The 17,184-nt window shown below is 64.0% G+C and carries 15 protein-coding genes; 8 read left to right on the forward strand and 7 right to left on the reverse strand.

The window, feature by feature from the left end; all coding sequences use genetic code 11:
- The first annotated feature begins 146 nt into the window (after positions 1 to 146).
- Entirely contained in the window at positions 147 to 2,234 is a 2,088-nt protein-coding gene (locus IIB36_13160) for a hypothetical protein (protein ID MCH7532690.1), read from the forward strand.
- Here IIB36_13160 and IIB36_13165 read toward each other — a convergent pair.
- The 3 genes from IIB36_13165 to IIB36_13175 form a co-directional block, all read right to left on the reverse strand.
- Complete coding sequence (locus tag IIB36_13165; GenBank protein MCH7532691.1) at positions 2,231 to 2,848, reverse strand: flavin reductase family protein; 618 nt, start codon at positions 2,846 to 2,848, stop codon at positions 2,231 to 2,233. The genes IIB36_13160 and IIB36_13165 overlap by 4 nt on opposite strands.
- Positions 2,845 to 3,192, reverse strand: a complete 348-nt coding sequence (locus tag IIB36_13170; protein MCH7532692.1) for a LysM peptidoglycan-binding domain-containing protein — start codon at positions 3,190 to 3,192, stop codon at positions 2,845 to 2,847. Before IIB36_13170 ends, IIB36_13165 begins: the two co-directional genes overlap by 4 nt.
- A gap of 538 nt (positions 3,193 to 3,730) precedes the next feature.
- The gene (locus IIB36_13175) at positions 3,731 to 4,351 is read right to left on the reverse strand and encodes a superoxide dismutase (GenBank protein ID MCH7532693.1); all 621 of its coding nucleotides are present in this window, start codon (positions 4,349 to 4,351) and stop codon (positions 3,731 to 3,733) included.
- Between the two features lie 89 nt (positions 4,352 to 4,440).
- Here IIB36_13175 and IIB36_13180 point away from each other — a divergent pair, with 89 nt between their 5' ends.
- The gene (locus IIB36_13180; protein MCH7532694.1) at positions 4,441 to 5,685 is read left to right on the forward strand and encodes a DNA polymerase IV; all 1,245 of its coding nucleotides are present in this window, start codon (positions 4,441 to 4,443) and stop codon (positions 5,683 to 5,685) included.
- A gap of 62 nt (positions 5,686 to 5,747) precedes the next feature.
- Complete coding sequence (locus tag IIB36_13185) at positions 5,748 to 6,497, forward strand: BtpA/SgcQ family protein (GenBank protein ID MCH7532695.1); 750 nt, start codon at positions 5,748 to 5,750, stop codon at positions 6,495 to 6,497.
- 19 nt (positions 6,498 to 6,516) lie between these two features.
- On the opposite strand, the gene IIB36_13190 is transcribed toward IIB36_13185, so the two are convergent.
- On the reverse strand, positions 6,517 to 8,139 hold the full coding sequence (locus IIB36_13190; protein ID MCH7532696.1) for a sodium:alanine symporter family protein: 1,623 nt from the start codon (positions 8,137 to 8,139) through the stop codon (positions 6,517 to 6,519).
- A 250-nt stretch (positions 8,140 to 8,389) separates the two neighbouring features.
- Between IIB36_13190 and IIB36_13195 the strand changes: the two genes are divergently transcribed.
- Both IIB36_13195 and IIB36_13200 read left to right on the forward strand, forming a co-directional pair.
- Positions 8,390 to 9,334 (forward strand): metalloregulator ArsR/SmtB family transcription factor, encoded by a 945-nt coding sequence (locus IIB36_13195; GenBank protein ID MCH7532697.1) that lies wholly within the window; start codon positions 8,390 to 8,392, stop codon positions 9,332 to 9,334.
- A gap of 57 nt (positions 9,335 to 9,391) precedes the next feature.
- Positions 9,392 to 10,870, forward strand: a complete 1,479-nt coding sequence (locus IIB36_13200) for an adenosylhomocysteinase (GenBank protein MCH7532698.1) — start codon at positions 9,392 to 9,394, stop codon at positions 10,868 to 10,870.
- 39 nt (positions 10,871 to 10,909) lie between these two features.
- On the opposite strand, the gene IIB36_13205 is transcribed toward IIB36_13200, so the two are convergent.
- From IIB36_13205 to IIB36_13215, 3 genes are all read right to left on the reverse strand, one after another.
- Positions 10,910 to 11,668, reverse strand: a complete 759-nt coding sequence (locus IIB36_13205) for a sulfite exporter TauE/SafE family protein (GenBank protein ID MCH7532699.1) — start codon at positions 11,666 to 11,668, stop codon at positions 10,910 to 10,912.
- A gap of 89 nt (positions 11,669 to 11,757) precedes the next feature.
- Positions 11,758 to 13,986, reverse strand: coding sequence for a TonB-dependent receptor (locus IIB36_13210; protein MCH7532700.1), 2,229 nt, complete (start codon positions 13,984 to 13,986; stop codon positions 11,758 to 11,760).
- Positions 13,983 to 14,144: a hypothetical protein gene (locus tag IIB36_13215; GenBank protein MCH7532701.1), complete on the reverse strand. Its 162-nt coding sequence runs from the start codon at positions 14,142 to 14,144 to the stop codon at positions 13,983 to 13,985. Before IIB36_13215 ends, IIB36_13210 begins: the two co-directional genes overlap by 4 nt.
- A 1,159-nt stretch (positions 14,145 to 15,303) precedes the next feature.
- Here IIB36_13215 and IIB36_13220 point away from each other — a divergent pair.
- The 3 genes from IIB36_13220 to IIB36_13230 all read left to right on the forward strand — a co-directional run.
- Positions 15,304 to 15,606, forward strand: a complete 303-nt coding sequence (locus IIB36_13220; GenBank protein ID MCH7532702.1) for a tyrosine-type recombinase/integrase — start codon at positions 15,304 to 15,306, stop codon at positions 15,604 to 15,606.
- Between the two features lie 243 nt (positions 15,607 to 15,849).
- Entirely contained in the window at positions 15,850 to 16,407 is a 558-nt protein-coding gene (locus IIB36_13225; GenBank protein ID MCH7532703.1) for a GNAT family N-acetyltransferase, read from the forward strand.
- A gap of 212 nt (positions 16,408 to 16,619) precedes the next feature.
- Positions 16,620 to 17,184 (forward strand): hypothetical protein (locus tag IIB36_13230; protein ID MCH7532704.1); only part of this gene is annotated, 565 nt, incomplete at its 3' end.

A 17,184-nucleotide genomic window follows, 5' to 3' on the forward strand; every position in this document is an offset into this window, starting at 1 on the left:
GCAACCTGCAAACGCCGACGTTTCGCAGAATGCGAGACATGACCAGCCGCGTGCGGGTCTCATCTGGGTAGATCGTGAGCGGCATCGGAGCCTCGGGGCTCTGTTGGTGCTGGCCGGAAAGTTGGGTCCTGGACAGATTGTCGTCCATGCCCAACCGAGAGCCCGAGCTTGTGGCCTCCGACAACACCCAGGCAATGCTGCTGCTGGCCCGAGTGCGCCTGATCGCGACGCGGGCACTCGGTACAGCGCTGCTGTTGCTCGCCTACCTCCCGCTCCATCGATTGCTGGATCCGACGGTCGCCGGAGCTGCCGGAGCTTCCACTCGTGCGGCGGCCGAATCCGCCTGGAAGGTAGGCCTCCTGGGCACGTTGATCGTCGTGGGGCTTGCTCTCCCGCTGTCGCGCTTCGTCCCAGCTGATCGACTCGCCCGGGCTGTTCGCCCTCTCGTCGGACTTCTCGAAAGACCGGGCCGCTCCGCCTATGCGCTCTCCCTGGGATTGGCATCGTTCGGGCTTTCGGCCTGGATCGCGGTGTCCCTGTTCGGCGCGTTGCCCACGTCGGTCGACGAGATGGTTCAGTTGCTACACGCCCAGACCCTCGCTGGTGGACGGCTCGCGCGCCCTCTCGGGGTCGCCGAGGCAGCGTGGGCCGTGCAGAACGGGCTTCTGACACCCTCCGGGTGGACCTCCGTGTACCCGCCCGGACACACCGGCTTGCTTGCCATCGGGCTCATCGCGGGGGTCCCTTGGCTCGTCGGTCCGGTCGCAGTCGGGGTCGCTACAGCGGTGTTCGCGGCAGCGCTGGAGCGTCTGCTCAGCGGCGTGTGGGTCGCTCGTCTAGCAGCGCTGCTCGTCGCGTTGGGCCCGTTCTGGCTCCTCCTTGGCGGTACGCATCTGAGCCACACGACCGCGGCGGCCGGCGCAGCGCTCGTACTGTGGACCGCACTGCTGACGCGGGACGGCTCCGCGCAGTGGGGACTGGCTGTCGGCGCATCGGTCGGTCTCTTCGTGCTCGCACGCCCTTGGGTCGGCATCGTGGTATCGACGGCCGTGATACTGTCGGTGTGCTTGCCCCCGATCCTGACCGGACTCGAGACTCGCGGCTGGGGGCTCCGCCGCCTTGCTCTCACCTTCGCAGGCGGGGCGCCTTTTGCTATCCTGCTCCTAGCCTGGAACCAAAGGCTCTTTGGCAACCCGTTCGCGCTGGGTTACACGGCGGCGTTCGGCCCCGCCCACGGTCTGGGATGGCACGTCGACCCTTGGGGCAACCGGTATGGATGGGTCGAGGCGTTAGCGTATACCGGCGCAGACGCGGTCCAGTTGGGTGCGCACCTGCTCGAGACACCACTCCCCGCCCTCGCGCTTATCGGCGCCGCGCTTCTGCTCGGCGGCCTTCCAAGGGGAGCGGGGGTTCTGTGCACGTGGGCAGGCGCGGCGCTCGTGGCCAACGCGTTGTACTGGCATCACGGTGTCCACATGGGTCCACGCATGCTCTACCACAGTTCGCCCGCGTGGGCGTCCCTCTTCGCGATCGCCGCAGTCTCCTTGGTCGGATCGGAGACAGCCCCACTCCGGCGCTATCGAGACTTCCGGGCGTGGGTCGTACTCCTGGCCCTGTTCGGAGGCCTGGCGCTCGCCCCGGGGGTTGTCCGTGGCCATGCGCGGGTTTCGACCGCAGCCACTATGCTGCCCAGCGGCGTCGGAGAGTCGAGCGTACTGTTCGTGCACGGAAGCTGGGCATCCCGGGTCAGCGCGCGGTTGGCGAGCAGCGGCATGCGGAGGGACTCGATAGAGACCGCGCTACGCCGAAACGACATCTGTGCAGTGGACGGATACGCGCGGGGTCGCGCCCGGAGTCTTGGAGAGTCCACGGACCGGCTCGACTTCGACGCCTTGCCGGGCACGCCGGGCTCGCTCGAGCGGCGAGAACTCTCGCCCGGGAACGTGATCCGTGTCTCGCCGTCTCTCACCCCCACGCCATCCTGCTTGCGTGAGGCGCGAGCCGATCGCCTGGGTGTGATCGAGTTGGAGCCTCTGTTGTGGCAGGCCCCCCCGGGCTCCGGCGAGCGCATGGTCGTGGCGCGGGACCTGGGACCCGTCGACAACGCCAGATTGATCAGCGTTCTGCGCCGCACACCGTATCTGTACGTCGACTTCGAAGGGGAGCCCCGCCTCATGGAGTACACGGCCGGAATGGAACTGATTTGGGGCGGCGCTGTCCGATCACCCTTCTAGTCCGGCCGGGAGATAGAGATCACGGTGCCCAGCGTAGCGTAGCTGGCCCCCCAAAGCCTCCCGACAGGTCGAAGCGCTTTCGGGTCGATCGCGGACGTGCCCGCGACGCGCTCGAGCTCAGGGTCCAAACGCAATCCGACTACACGCCCGATCATCAAGGTGTTGGGCGCATCGCCAAGGGAGACTTCTTGCTCAAGCTCGCACTCCATAACCGCTGGGCAGCCATGCACGAACGGCGCGCTGACCCGCTTCGACGGCACTGCCTCGAGACCGGCCAAGGTGAACTCGTCGACGTCGGGCGCCACGTTTGCGGACGTGGAGTTCATCGCCTCCAGGAACGGCTCGGTCACGACGTTCACACAGAAAGCGCGGCGGCTGCGAATGTTGACGAGGGTGTCCTTCGGACCGCTTGGGCGGTGCCCGATCGATACGCCGACCAGCATGGGGTTGGAAGAGAGAGCGTTGAAGTAGCTGAACGGAGCCAGGTTCGGCTCCTCGTTCACACCCCAGGTCGAGATCCAGCCGATCGGCCTCGGCACGACGAGTGAGGTGAGCAACTGATACCGGTCGCGACCCGAGATCTCGTCAGGGTCGATGGTACGTACCGCAGTCACCGGCTCCCTGGGAGGTCCAGGACCTGTCCCACGTAGATCGTGCTCCCCCGCATCCCATTCGTCCGCTTGAGCACGTCGACCGTGGTGCCATGCTCGCGGGCGATCGTCCACAGCGAATCGCCGGACCGGACGGTGTATGCCACCTGTTGGACTCGCTGGGCCGACCGGGTCGACTTGCGCTGCACGTACGCCGCATACGGTTTCGGGAACACCGCCACATGGTAGTGGGCCGGGTACCGCTCTCGGGTCGCCTCCAGAACGCCCGCACCCTCCAACTCTGTGAGCACACGCTCCAGCCAGGCGCGGCAGTTCCGATTTCGGCTGTACCTCAGGTCGACCGCCATTCCCGTCGGATGAACTGAACGCGAAGACGCATTGCGCGGCTGCCTGGTCGTGGGCCGCGTGAGGCTCGTCACAACCAACTGCTCACCGCAGGCGGCACGGTATTGGACGGCAAGCCGCTCGACGAAGAGCGCCACCTCGGGTCTCGCGTAAGGGAACGAGACCGAGTATAGCTGGAAGTCTCGGCCGGGTCGAACGCGTACCAACCAACCCTCAGACGCGAAGTAACGGACGCGGTCGCCGGTATCGATGAACGTGAAGTCGTGCTGAAGCGCGACGCGGTTCTGAAGGTCGAGCGACGCGGTGGAGCCCCTGAGGCTCTGACTCGACGCGGGCGCGGACGAGAGCGCCACCAGCAAGGTCACCGTGACGAGGCCCCGCACGATCGAGTTGCAAGTACGTTGAGTCACTCCGGCTCTCGTCATTCGGGTCCTATGGACAACTGCCACCGTGCGACCGGCCGCTCGCCAGACACCCACTCAACATATGTAAACATACGTTTCGGATTATACAAGCAAGTCTTTCCGGCAACAGCTGAACTCAGCTTCGTGCCGCACCGTAGCGTGCTCCCACGACGTCCCAATTCACGACGTTCCAAAATGCCGAGAGGTAGTCGGGGCGCCGGTTCTGGTAATTCAGATAGTACGCGTGCTCCCAGACGTCTACCCCCAGAATGGGGCTCATCCCCTGCATGAGGGGGCTGTCCTGGTTCGCTGTCGAGAAACATTGCAGCTCTCCCTGCCCATCGACGCAAAGCCAGCCCCATCCGGAGCCGAACTGCGCTCCCGCATTCGCTTGGAACTTGGCTTTGAAGTCGTCGACGGAAGCAAAGGCGGCGGCGATTGCAGCCGCCAGGTCCCCCGAGGGCGCGCTGGCACCACCCGGAGTCATGACGTCCCAGAAGAAGTTGTGGTTCACGTATCCGCCGCCGTGGTTACGGACTGCGCCCTGGATGGAGTCCGGGAGCGAGTCGAGCCCGCCGAGCAGCTCCTCGGCGGACTTGTCGTGGAGGTCCGGATGCCCCTCGAGGGCGGCGTTCAGATTGCTGGTGTAAGCTGCATGGTGCTTGCCGTGATGGATCTGCATCGTGCGCGCGTCGATGTGTGGCTCGAGCGCGTCGTGAGCGTAAGCGAGGTCGGGAAGCGCGAAAGGATAGGCCATCTGCCGGGCTCCTTGGCATTGTTGTCGTGGGCGCGGACATTGTACGTCACAAGATTGCCATCAGCAATCCGACCAGAGCCGACGTCATCTTGCCGGAATCAGCGCCCGTCAAACGCATCCTCCTCGTGGACTGCGATGCCTTCTTCGTTCAGGTCGCGCGACTGGAAGACCCGCAGGGGGCGGGCAAGGCACCGCTCCTCATCGTAGGGGGCTCTCCGAGCGGGAGAGGCGTCGTGACCTCCGCTTCGTACGAGGCGCGGGCGTACGGCGTGCGCTCCGCGATGCCAACGGCTCACGCGCTGCGCCTTTGTCCCGAGGCTACCGTCGTCGGCGTGCCGCGAGGCGCGATCAGTGCCAGAAGCCGGTCGGTGAAGGAGGCTCTCGTGGAGCTGTCTCCGGTCGTGCAAGCCGCGTCGGTCGACGAGTTCTATCTCGACCTGACGGGCACCGAGCGTCTCTTCCAGAACGAGAGCTTCCCCGAAACCGCGTGGCGGATCCGCAAGACGGTGCTCGAGCGGACGCAGGTCTCCGTGTCGCTCGGCGGTGGAACGCGCAGGGTGATCGCCAAGTTGGCTAGCAACTTCGCCAAACCCGCCGGCGTGCATATCGTGCCGGCCGGTGAAGAAGAGGTTTTCCTGCGCGGACTGGACTTGGCCGACCTGCCCGGTATCGGCCCTTCGTTGGTCGCAGCGCTCGGGAAGCGGGGCCTGGTTCGCGTCGAGGACGCTTACGCAGTGCAGATCGAGTGGCTACAACGCTGGTTCGGAGACCGACGAGGGGCGTGGTTATACCGGCGTATCCACGGAGTCGACTCGAGCGAGGTGGACCCGCATGAGCGTCGGAAGTCGATCTCTTCCGAGCGCACCTTCTTCGAGGATATCGATGACGACGAGGAATTGGAGCGGCGGTTGATGCAACAGGCCGGGTCGGTGGCGGGTACTTTGCGACACCAGTCATTCCGGGCCAAAACCGTAACGGTCAAGCTGCGTGACCACGACTTCAAGACGCGTCAGCACAGTCGCACGGTGCCGGAACCGATCGAGTCGGACCAGGCCATATACAGCATTGCCAAGACGTTGCTCGCGGAGCTCCGGCGGAAGAGACGGGTCCCCGCCCGTCTGCTGGGCATTGGCCTGAGCGGCCTCGTGGCATTGAGCGACGCATCCCAGTTGGGCCTGTTCGCGGTACCGGTCGTGGGCGAGACGGAACGGGAACGTACGGTCTCCCGCACGGTCGACGAGCTGAGGAGCCGATTCGGGCGAGAAGCCGTCATGCCCGGCCGACTCGTCGAGGCCGACCGTGCGCCGGGGGCCCGCAAAGGAGAAGTAAAGTGAGCGGCAGCGCGCGCGTGCAAGGAATCGCCGATATCTGGCCCGACATCAAGCCGCTCATCGGGATGGTGCATCTGCTCCCCCTCCCCGGAGCACCGCGGTGGGACGGATCGATGGATGCCGCGCTTGATCGGGCGGCACTCGACGCCCGCGCGTTGCAGGAAGCGGGCTTCGACGGGGTCCTTGTCGAGAACTTCCTCGACGCTCCGTTCTTCGCCGACTCCGTCCCGGCCGAGACCCTCGCCGCGCTGACCGCCGCGGTACTCCGAGTCATCGGCACAGTCCCACTACCCGTCGGCGTGAACGTGCTGCGAAACGACGCTGCCGCGGCGATCGCGATCGCCGCGGTGACGGGAGCTGCGTTCATTCGTGTCAACGTGCACACCGGCTCCATGTACACCGACCAGGGGCTCATCGAGGGAAAAGCGCATGACACGCTCCGCCGTCGCTCCGACCTGGGAGTGGACGTCCGCGTCCTCGCCGACGTGCACGTCAAACATGCGTTCTCGCCCGCTGGATCGACGCTCACCGACGCAGCAGCCGACAGCTGGCACCGAGGCCTGGCGGATGCGCTCATCGTAAGCGGGTCCGCAACGGGTCGCCGAGCGAGCGCGGACGACCTGCGCATGGTCAAGGACGCCGTAGGCGAAGCGCCAGTGCTGATCGGAAGTGGGCTAGCGCCGGAGTCCGCGTCTGAGCTGCTCGCACTGGCGGACGGCGCGATCGTCGGCAGCGCGGTCATGAACGAGGGACGGCCCGGCGCCGGAATCGATCCGGGCCGAGCCACCGCCTTCATCGAGGCTGTGAGGAGCTGAGACCAAGCAGCTGCTAGTGCTAGTCGCTGCCGCCAGCCTTCTTGGCTTGCATCGCTTCCCAAGGCTTCCGCCCGAAGTAGCTCTTTGTCTCCTCCACCACAACCGGCGCCAGCAGCAGCAACGCGATCAGGTTCGGCCAGATGACGATCGACAGAGCGACATCACCCAGCGCCCAGATCACTGCGACGGGGAGTGCCGCGCCCAGGTAGTGCGCCCCAAGGAAAACGATCTTGTACGGCACGAGCGCGCTCTGCCCGAAGAGGTAGTGCGCACATCGATCTCCGTAGTAGCTCCACGAAATCGCCGTCGAAATACCGAAAAGCAGCACCCCGAACACCACGATGTAGTGGCCCCAGTCCCCGAGCGGCTGCAATCCCCGGTTGAAGGCGGCTGACGTGAGCGGAGCACCGCTCTCGACCGCGTCACCGTACAGCGACGTGAACGTACTGCCATCGGCGGCCACTGCCTCTGCCCGGTCCGGAAAGACCGTCCCTGTGAAGAGCTGGGTCTGGGCCTCGTCCGTGTACAACGGCTCGACACTCGCCTCGTGCCAGGAGATGAGCGCCGCGCCGGCACCGGAGTCGGCGTGTCGACCGTCGGAGATCGCGATCTCCGCGGGGGGCGTGACGCCTTCGGACCGATTGTCCGCGGTCATCGTCGTATACGTGATGTCGCCTCCACCCAGCGTCAACTCGGTGGGGAAGCGCTCCGTGTAGACACCCGTCATGACGATGACGATACCCGTGAACGAGCAGATGACGATGGTGTCGATGAACGGCTCGAGCAGCGCCACCACGCCCTCTGAGACCGGCTCGTCGGTCTTCGCCGCCGCGTGCGCGATCGGAGCGGAGCCCTGCCCCGCCTCGTTCGAGAACAGACCCCGGCGGACACCCCACATGAGCGTCATGAGGAAGACGCCAACGCCGACGCCGGCGACGCCGGCTTGCGGGTTGAAGGCCTCAGTGAAGATCGTCGCGATCGCGTCCGGGAGCGCTCCGATATTGAGTACGATGATGAGCAACGCACCGGACACATAGATGGCTGCCATGAGCGGCGCCAAGAACGCGGTCACCTTCCCGATCCGACTGATGCCGCCCAGGATCACCGCCGCGACGACGGCCATCGTGAACCCACCGGTGAGCCAAGTCGGAATCAAGAACGAGTCGAACATCTGGTCGGCCACGGTGTTGGCCTGCACCGCGTTACCGGTGAGGAAGGCGGTGAAGCCGAGCATGACGGCGAAGAAGATCGCCATCGGCTTCCAGCGCGGACCGAGGCCCTTTTCGATGTAGTACATCGGTCCACCCGCCACCTTCCCGACCTCGTCCACGACGCGGTATTTCTGCGCGAGCGTCACTTCCGAGAACTTGGTGGCCATCCCTAGGAAGGCGGTCACCCACATCCAGAACAGCGCACCCGGGCCACCGTAATGAATCGCCATGGCCACGCCTGCGATATTGCCGATGCCGACGGTGGCCGACAGGGCGGTGGTCAGCGCCTGGAAATGCGAGACGTCGCCGGGGTCGTTCGGATCGTCGTACTTCCCGGAAGTCACGCCGAAGCCGTGGCCCAGCCGGGAGAGCTGCACGAAGCCGGTTCGGACCGTGAGGTAGAAGCCGGTGCCGAGCAGAAGGATCACCATCAGCGGGATGTTCTCGTCCCCGACAGGGATCCCGATGTCGATGACCCACTTTTGGGCGAAGCCGATAACGGCCTGTAGCCAGTCCATGCGCGCGTCCGTTTTGGGCAGTTGATGTCCCGGGTCCAGATCGTCCCGAGAGCGAGGGCGACGAAGAATGTGCCACGCCGCCTACGGGGGCAAGCGAGGGGAAGCCGCGCCGGCGTACCCTCTCATTGCTGACGGACGTTGATATATGTTTATATTCGAATGCATGAATACGAACTCGACTTCAATCCTGGACCACCTGAGTGCGCTCGGCGACGAAACTCGCACGCGCATCCTCACTCTGTTGGAGCAGAGCGAGTTCACGGTTTCTGAGCTCTGCAACGTGCTTCAGATGCCCCAGCCCAACGTCAGTCGGCACCTCAAGACGCTTACGTCCGAAGGGTGGCTGCGCGCGCGCGCGGACGGTCGCAGCCGTCACTACCGTCTCACCCCGACGCTGGATCGCGGCGCGGAGCAGCTCTGGGCGCTCGTCCGGACCGAAGTCGCTGGGCACGGCATCTACGCGATCGACGCCGAGCGCGCTGGCACGGTTCTGGATGCCCGGCGCCTCCGATCGGCTGCCTTCTTCGCCGACGCGGCTGGCCGATGGGACGACCTTCGCACCGAGCTGTTCGGCCCTTCCGCGTCGTTCGCCCCACTGCTGGGCCTCCTGAACCCCGACTGGGTCGTCGGCGACCTGGGCGCGGGGACGGGCTCGTTCTCCGAGACGCTGGCCCCCTTCGTTCGCAGGGTCGTCGGTATCGATCGTTCCGCGGAGATGCTCGCGGCTGCCCGGCTGCGGCTCGAAGGGGTGGGTAACGTCGACTTGAGGCAGGGAGATCTCGAAGAGCTACCGATCGCGGACGGCGAGCTCGACGTCGCTGTCCTCGCTCTGGTCCTGCACTACGTCGTCGATCCGGCCCTCGTCTTGAAGGAAGTGCACCGTGCGCTCAGACCGGGCGGCCGGGTCATCGTCGTCGACATGCGCGCTCATGAGCGCGGCCACGGATACGCCGAGGAGATGGGCCACGTGTGGCCGGGTTTCGAGCTCGGTCAGGTCGAGCATTGGCTCGCAGATGCCGGCTTCGACGCTCCCCGGACTCAGCCGCTTCGCCCCGACCCGATCGCGTCGGGTCCCCTGCTCTTTCTTGCATCCGCGGCACGCTGCTGACGCGGCCAATTCATCCGATACCGAAGCTACCGTCACCTGCCTAGCTGAGAGGAACCCATGACTGATACCGTAGTGCCGTCCGAGCAGAAGGAGGGTACCGGCCGCCCCGCTTTCAGGGTGAAAGATGTCTCCCTCGCCCAGTGGGGACGGAGTGAGATCCGGCTGGCCGAGCACGAGATGCCCGGCCTCATGGCGGCGCGTGCCGAGTACGGTCCGAAACGGTCGCTCGCGGGACTCAAGGTCGCGGGCTCCCTGCATATGACGGTGCAGACCGCGGTGCTCATCGAGACCCTCGTGGATCTCGGCGCCGACGTTCGGTGGGCCTCGTGCAACATCTTCTCGACTCAGGACCACGCGGCCGCAGCGATCGTCGTCGGACGCGATGGAACGCCTGCGGCGCCCAGCGGTGTCCCAGTCTTCGCCTGGAAGGGTGAGACACTGGCAGAGTACTGGTGGTGCACCGACCAGATGCTCACATGGCCGGACGGTTCAGGCCCGGACCTCATCGTAGATGACGGCGGTGACGCCACGCTGCTCTTGCACAAGGGCTCAGAGTACGGCTGTGCGGACAACGTGCCGGTGTTCGACACCGACTCCGATCCCGCCGAGTGGGGGGTCATTCTCGAGTTGCTGCGCACAACCCTCTCTGAAGATCCAGGCAAGTGGGAGCGCATCGCTTCGACAGTTCGCGGCGTCTCCGAGGAGACCACCACGGGAGTGCATCGCCTGTACGAGATGGAGAAAGCAGGAACGCTTCTCTTTACCGCGATCAACGTCAACGACTCTGTTACGAAGTCGAAGTTCGACAACCTGTACGGGTGCCGTCACTCGGTGATCGACGGTCTCAACCGGGCAACCGACGTCATGCTCTCCGGAAAGTCGGCGATGGTGCTCGGATACGGTGATGTCGGCAAGGGGTGCGCGCAGGCGCTCAAGGCGCAGGGTGCGCGAGTCACCATCGCGGAAGTCGACCCGATTTGCGCACTGCAGGCAACGATGGAGGGCTACTCGGTCCAGACCCTGGAGGACGTACTCGAGACAACCGACGTCTTCATTAGCGCCACGGGAAACCGAGACATCATTACGGCCGGGCACATGGCCAAGATGAAGGACAAGGCAATCGTCGCGAACATCGGACACTTCGACAACGAGATCGACATGGCCGGTCTCGAGAAGTTTCCCGGTGTGGAAAAGAAGGAGATCAAGCCGCAGTACCACGAGTGGACCTTCCCGGATGGGCACTCCGTTCTGATCCTCGCCGAGGGTCGCTTGATGAACCTGGGCTGCGCGACGGGCCACCCCAGCTTCGTGATGTCCGCCAGCTTCACCAATCAGGTACTCGCGCAGATCGAGCTCGCGCACAACAAAAGCTACGAGAAGAAGGTCTACGTCCTGCCCAAGCACCTCGACGAGAAGGTCGCCCGGCTGCACCTCGACAAGCTCGGGGCCAGGCTCACCGTCCTCACCGACGAGCAGGCGGCATACATCAACGTGCCGAAGGAAGGTCCGTACAAGCCCGAGAACTACCGGTACTAGCAGCTTCCGGGAGCGCCGGGAACTGCGCCCTCGCCCATTTCACCCAGCTACGAGCAGGCGGATCGCGAAGACCACGATGGTCGCGGTCACGACGCCCCGCACCCACTTCTGGCCCTTGCGCACCTGAAGACGGACCCCCACGAGCGCACCCAGGAAGGATCCGGCCGCGAGCGTGATGCCGGCCGCCCAATCCACCCTCCCGTTGTACGCGAAGATACCGAGCGCCACCGGCGTGAAGACCAGAACGAGCGTCACCTTGACCGCGTTCGAGCGGATCAGATCCAACCCGAACGACGAGGTCACGGCGAGCATGATGAAGCCCATCCCTGCTTGAATGAAACCGCCGTAGAACCCCACGCCGCAGAAGATACTCCTCAGCAGCCAACGCCTCCTTCCCTCGGGAGGAAGCGTGTCCGCCGCATTACGCGGAGTCATGGGGTGCCACACGATCCACGCGGCGGCCACGACCATGACGAGCGCCAGGATCCTCTGAAACGCCATGTCGCCGACGTGTAAGGCGGCCCACGTGCCGAAGACGACACCGACCAGCGCGGGCGGCACCGCGAGTCGGATCCAGGGTCCCGAGATCAGTCCCAGCCTGCGAAAGCTCCAAGTGGCGCCCGTGTTCTGCACGAGGATCGCGACCCGGTTCGTTCCGTTCGCGACGTTCGGTGGTAGTCCGAGCAGAATCAGTACCGGGAGCGTGATCATCGAGCCCCCGCCCGCGATCACGTTGATGGTGCCGGCGACCAGACCGACGCCGAACAGCATGACGATCGTAATGATGTCGTGAGGCATTGCGTCCCCCCGGACAGGGAAGGCCCCGCCACCCGAGGGCGACGGGGCCGACCCACTGCTTGGGCGCTGGCGCGCCCATCGTCAACCGATCAGAAGCTGATCTGGAAGCCGATGTTGAGGTTGCGCGGGTACCCGAGGAAGACCTCGGCGTCGTCCGCATCGTGATCCTGGTCGAACGCGTTGAAGCGCGAGTTATCGACCGCGTCCTGCACGTAAACGGTGTCAAACAGGTTGTAGACGTTCGCGAAGATGCGAACGTCGCCGGCGCCTGGCAGCATGTCACCGATGCGGTACGACGCATGCAGGTCGAAGACCGAATAACCCGGCGCCTTCCAGGACTGGGCCCGATCAGCCGGGTCCTGACGGCTGAACGGGTCGAAGGCCGCGTAGTGGTTCCTGTAGATCTTGGAGACCAGCGAGATGTACATGCCGTTGACCGGGAACAGCGACGCGCTGATCGCAAGCTGCGACTGCGGCGCGTCGGCGACCTTCAGATCCTTGATGTAGAAGTCGAGCGTCTCCGTCTCGCTCTTCTGATCGTCGGGTTTGTACGTGCCCCGAACGTCATCCAGATACTTCCAGTTCCCAATGGACAGGGCGGCGTCGAAGCGTAACACGTCTGTCGGCTGCACTGCCGCCTGTGCCTCGATGCCCATGTGGACCGCGTTCACGCCGAGCAGGTTCACCAGCCCGTCACGACCGTCACCCTCGAGGTTCCGGACGAAGAGGTTGAAGGTCCGGTCGTTCCACTTCGTGTAGTAGAAATTCGCGTCGAACGATACGCCGCGGTCCATCGATCGATACTGCACGCCACCCTCGAACGAGAGGAACTTCTCGTTCTTCGGGTCGGGGTTGATGACGCCGTTGTTGTCGTCGATGACGCCGTCGAAGATCGGCACCTTCGACACGTAGCCCGCGTTCCCGAACAGTGACCACTCGGCCGTCACGTTACGGACCGCTCCACCCTTGATCTGCAGGCCAGAGAGGGTGCCACTCTCGAGCACGAGCGGTTGGCCTGTGCCGTCGTCCGCGAAGAAGTCCTCGAACGTGTATGAGTTCTGGGACAAGCCGAGCATGCCGTAGAGCGATCCGTCGACGGAGGTCTTCTCTCCCTGGACGTAAGCACCGAGCCAGTCCACGTCGTTCTGGTTGAAGTAGGCGATCTTGTCGCCCAGACGCCGCTGGCCGTCGTTGCCTGTCCAGAAGTCGGAGCTACAGCCAAAGCCGCAGTCGTTGTAGTAGGAGCCACCGAGCAGATCCCGCACCTCGCGGTAGTGCTCGATATTGGCCGTGCGCCAATCGATGCCGATCTCACCCGTGAACCCGGACTGGAAGTCCTTCCGGAGCTTCGAGATCGCACCAAGGGTCCACTGGTTGTTCACCGAGTTGCGCAAGATGCCGCGCGAGCCGTCGTCGTTCGCCAGATTCCGCGCGATGGTGGCGTCCCAGTCCGGGAAGCGCTGCGTGTACGTGTAGTCCCACCCGAGTGAGCCGTATGTACCGGTGCCGCCACCGTTCCCGCCGGAGTAGTAGGTCACGGTCGTCAGCGTAAGGCCATTCCCGAAGTAGGAGTACCAATTCAGGTTGACCTGCGGCTTGTGGAAGTAGTTCTCCCGCTCGTTGATGAAGTTCGAGTCGAAGCGGTCGAACGTGCCTCCACCGCCGGGGCCCGTGCTGGCAAACTGCTTCCCCGTGTACGAGGGGCTCACCGGGCCGACGTTCGGGCTGCCTCGCCGGCCCCCCTCCTCGGCGAACTTGGTCAGAGCCGCGGGGTCGTAGTCGTCCAGTGAGCGAGCATACTCCTGATTGATCGTCGCGATGTTGAGCTTGTACAGGTTCTGCCCGTGCCGCTGGGGCGCACCCACCGCATAGAACTCGAGCCGGTTCCGCGCGTTGATCTGATAGGAAGTAGCCAAATAGTAGGACCAGGCGTCGGTCCAGGTGGCGTCACCCCCGGTGAAGCCGCGAAATATTCCGGAACCCGTCTTGCGCACCAGGGACGCCGTCACGGCGAAGCCGTTGTGCTCCCCGGAGTTCACTATGAAGGTCTCTTTCAGCAGGTTGCGGCCGAGGCCCCAGTTACCCGCACGATCGAGGTCGCCGAGACCGACTTCCTGCTTGTACGAGAAGCTGGCTGACTGCGCCGAAGGATCGGTGATGACGTTCAGCGTGCCACCGATCGATGGGGTCGCGAGGTTGACCGCCGAGAGGCCGCGCTGGAGCTGGATGCTCGTGGCCGCATCGCCGAGGCCGTCCCAGTTCGACCAATAGACCCAGCCGTTCTCAATGTCATTGACGGGCACGCCGTTGATCATCACGGCAAAGTTACGCTGACCTGTGCGCCGGAGACAGCGGCGCCGGTCGCGTCCGTGATGCGCCCCATCAGGGTCGCGTTGGACTGAGCGGCGAGGTCGGCCGTACCGACTGCCAGCACGGCAATGGCGGCAAGCCATTTGAGACTGTTGCTAAATCGCATACGAAGATCCCCCCATCCATGGTAGTTGAGCAATCCCGGGGTGGGAGGGACCCCGCAGATCGTCACGGAAATTGTCACACGGACGGACGATCCGCAAAGAAACATATGACTCCGAAACGGGAGCCCGAATCGCGCCACCTAACCCATTTCCCCCCAACGCCTTACGGTCCACATATTTACACAGGCAGCGTGCCGTGCCAGAACTCACGCCGGCGAGCGGCCGTGTTGTGTCCTCGTCTGCGATTCGACAGCCCCTTTTCCCGTACTGGCGTCCACTGAACGGAAGTCACAACCGTTTCCTAACAAGATTAGTCTCCCGAAGAAGACGATTCTCCGCGAGCTCTCACGACGGTACTAGGGGACCGGAGGACAGTATACGCGCCCAGGAACGATTCCCGGCTTCTACGCAACAGCCCGAGAAGTATCAAAAGGCTGTCAACGCGCTTCTCTCAGCGCGCCTCGTCAGCGGCCACAAGGACGAGGAAGGCCACATGGCCATCGCGCTGAACGAGCTGGCGCCTCGAGGAGGTCAAGCGCGAGCTACGGCCCATCTGGGCTCACCCCGCTGTCTGGGTCGTGGTTGTGGTCGCGCTCGTACTAACCACTGTCGGCACCGGCTTCACGGTCTAGGACGACGCCGACCGCTAACGGCGCCCCAGTCCCGCCCTCGCTAGCAGGGGGCGGGATCTACCTCGTGAGACGACAATGACGGTTAGGACAGGGCCAGGCTCTCAGACAGCCCTCGCTGAGCGTGTAGGCGGCACGCGTTTCAGGGCAGTTACTTGGCACAGGCGTCGGAAACTTCGTTTGTCTCTGTGCCAGCACACCTGCTTTGGCAGCAGGGGGTCCCCGGTTCGAATCCGAGCGCCCCGATTAGGTAAGATGAAGTATTACAGTGACTTATGTCGGTGTGGCGTTTTTCCTTTTCGACGCACCATGGATCGAGGTCACCACATAGTCACCACAGAGTCTCGATTTCGGCCGCTCTTTCCGCGTCCTCGACACGGCAGGAACACCGGTCTTTGGCTTAGGGCCGGGCGTTTCCGAATCACTCCGCATGTCTCGTTTCCTCTACGGAGACCGGACATTCTGAGTTTGGGCTTCTCGTCCTGTTTCGGCCCGTATCGTCGTCGTTCATGCGAGGCCCGATGGTGGTCGGATGGGTGGGTCAGTGGATGCCTCGATTGGATCCAGCGCTATCCCTACGATCCCCCAACGCGAAGTCAAGACAGCTATTCGCGATACGGGGATCTTGAAGAACGCCAGCTGCCATACGTTTCGGCACACCTTCGCCACCCAGCTCCTCCGCGACGGCGTCAACGTGCGTACAGTCCAGAAACTCATGGGCCACGCAGACATCCGTACAACCATGATCTACCTCCATGCCATCGACCAGATCGGCCTGGGCGTGCGAAGCCCGCTCGACCGATCGGACGGCGAAAAGCGCGGAAGGCGTCGCTAGGCCCGCGATTAAGTAGCAGAGCGGGAGCGCTCCCCACGCTCGGTTATTCCTTCCCGCCCCCGCGACAATAAGAATCGTCGTACCTCAAGGAATAGCAGGCCTGCCGGCGTCTATCGGGGAAGACGCCGATCGGACTAAGTTGCGACGGCGCCAGCCAATTCCTCTGGAGAATGAGGAGGACGGCGCAAGACATTTATACGTTAGAACGCGCTGCAAAGATCTGAGCCAAGCGACTGCCAGGCGATGTCCATCCCGACACTTCAGACCCAGCGGTTGACCCTTCGTCCTTTCGACGTCGAGGACGCCTCGGTTGTTCAGAGCCTCGCGGGAGCCCCTGAGATCGCCCTAACGACACAGAATATCCCTCATCCGTACGAAGACGGGATGGCTGAGGCTTGGATCGCTACTCATCGGCCCGGCTGGGATGCCGGGAAGCTCCTCACGGTCGCGATCACATCGAATGCTGATGGCTTGGTGGGGGCCGTTGGCCTCCACATCAACGCCGCGCACCGCCGAGGCGAACTTGGATACTGGGTGGGGCTGCCCTACTGGAATCGGGGCTATGCCACGGAGTCCGCGAGAGCGTTGCTCTATTACGGTTTCAATGAGCTTCGTCTGAACCGGATCCAGGCACGTCACATGACCCGTAACCCGTCTTCGGGGCGGGTGATGGAGAAGCTCGGCATGAAGCCGGAAGGGATTCAACGGCAACACGTCGTGGCGCATGGCGAGTTTGAGGACGTTGCGATGTACGCGATCCTGAGGTCGGAGTATGGCGTCGACCCTCGTGGCGCGTTCTAACAAACGATTGCTACAGCCGCGGAAGGAGCGGGAGGGTCGCATACTTCGCTTGCGCTCAGCATGTTTGCCGCGCAGTAGAATCGCGAGACGTTAGCCTAAACTGAGCGATTCTTGAGGTAGAAAAAGGGCACCCTATGGGTTAAGTTACTGGTGCACAACAAGTTATAGCCAGTGGCGGTCGCCACCGCCCTCAACCCAAAGGGTGCCAAGTGATGATCGCCGAGTCGCTCTCCTCGCGCAATGCTGCTCCACCGCTGTTCGATGGTGTTGAGGTCACGTCCGACACCCTGACGGGCCGAGGTGGCCTGGCTCTGTTCAGCCGCTACGTGCGTAACCTCGAGATCTTGCCCCACCTCGATCGCCTATTCGGCTCGATGCGCAAGAGTTCGAAAGGGCTTCCTGTGGCCACGCTCTTCCACCAGATGTTCTGTTTCTTCCTCGACGGAACGAGTCGGCATCTTGTCCGCTTCGATGAGCTCAAGCAGGATGAGGGCTACGCGGCAGCGATCGAGACCCAGCCGGGCCAGATGGCCTCGTCGCACGCCATCAAGCGCTTCTTCGCAGCCTTCTGGTGGCCCCGGATCTGGCTCTTCCGTCACCTACTCCTGCACCTGTTCGTGTGGCGCCTCAAGCTCGAAGCCCCCTCAGCGGTGGTCCTCGGCATCGACGCCATGGTCATGGACAACGACGAGGCCGAGAAACGCCACGGTGTGCAGCCCACCTACAAGAAGGTGAAGGGCTTTGCCCCGCTTCAGATGACCTGGGGCCGCTTCCTCA

The organism is Gemmatimonadota bacterium (assembly GCA_022560615.1).
GTDB lineage: Bacteria > Gemmatimonadota > Gemmatimonadetes > Longimicrobiales > Gaopeijiaceae > UBA1138.

What these genes read in the sequence shown, in the direction of transcription:
- IIB36_13190 (MCH7532696.1), bottom strand. Translation starts at nt 8,139, where the DNA reads ATGGTGATCCTTCTGCTCGGCACCGGCTTCTACCTCACGGTCCGAACC.
- IIB36_13205 (MCH7532699.1), bottom strand. Translation starts at nt 11,668, where the DNA reads ATGCCTCACGACATCATTACGATCGTCATGCTGTTCGGCGTCGGTCTG.
- IIB36_13175 (MCH7532693.1), bottom strand. Translation starts at nt 4,351, where the DNA reads ATGGCCTATCCTTTCGCGCTTCCCGACCTCGCTTACGCTCACGACGCG.
- IIB36_13215 (MCH7532701.1), bottom strand. Translation starts at nt 14,144, where the DNA reads ATGCGATTTAGCAACAGTCTCAAATGGCTTGCCGCCATTGCCGTGCTG.
- IIB36_13170 (MCH7532692.1), bottom strand. Translation starts at nt 3,192, where the DNA reads ATGGCGGTCGACCTGAGGTACAGCCGAAATCGGAACTGCCGCGCCTGG.
- IIB36_13200 (MCH7532698.1), top strand. Translation starts at nt 9,392, where the DNA reads ATGACTGATACCGTAGTGCCGTCCGAGCAGAAGGAGGGTACCGGCCGC.
- IIB36_13185 (MCH7532695.1), top strand. Translation starts at nt 5,748, where the DNA reads ATGGTGCATCTGCTCCCCCTCCCCGGAGCACCGCGGTGGGACGGATCG.
- IIB36_13225 (MCH7532703.1), top strand. Translation starts at nt 15,850, where the DNA reads ATGTCCATCCCGACACTTCAGACCCAGCGGTTGACCCTTCGTCCTTTC.
- IIB36_13220 (MCH7532702.1), top strand. Translation starts at nt 15,304, where the DNA reads ATGGGTGGGTCAGTGGATGCCTCGATTGGATCCAGCGCTATCCCTACG.
- IIB36_13160 (MCH7532690.1), top strand. Translation starts at nt 147, where the DNA reads ATGCCCAACCGAGAGCCCGAGCTTGTGGCCTCCGACAACACCCAGGCA.
- IIB36_13195 (MCH7532697.1), top strand. Translation starts at nt 8,390, where the DNA reads ATGAATACGAACTCGACTTCAATCCTGGACCACCTGAGTGCGCTCGGC.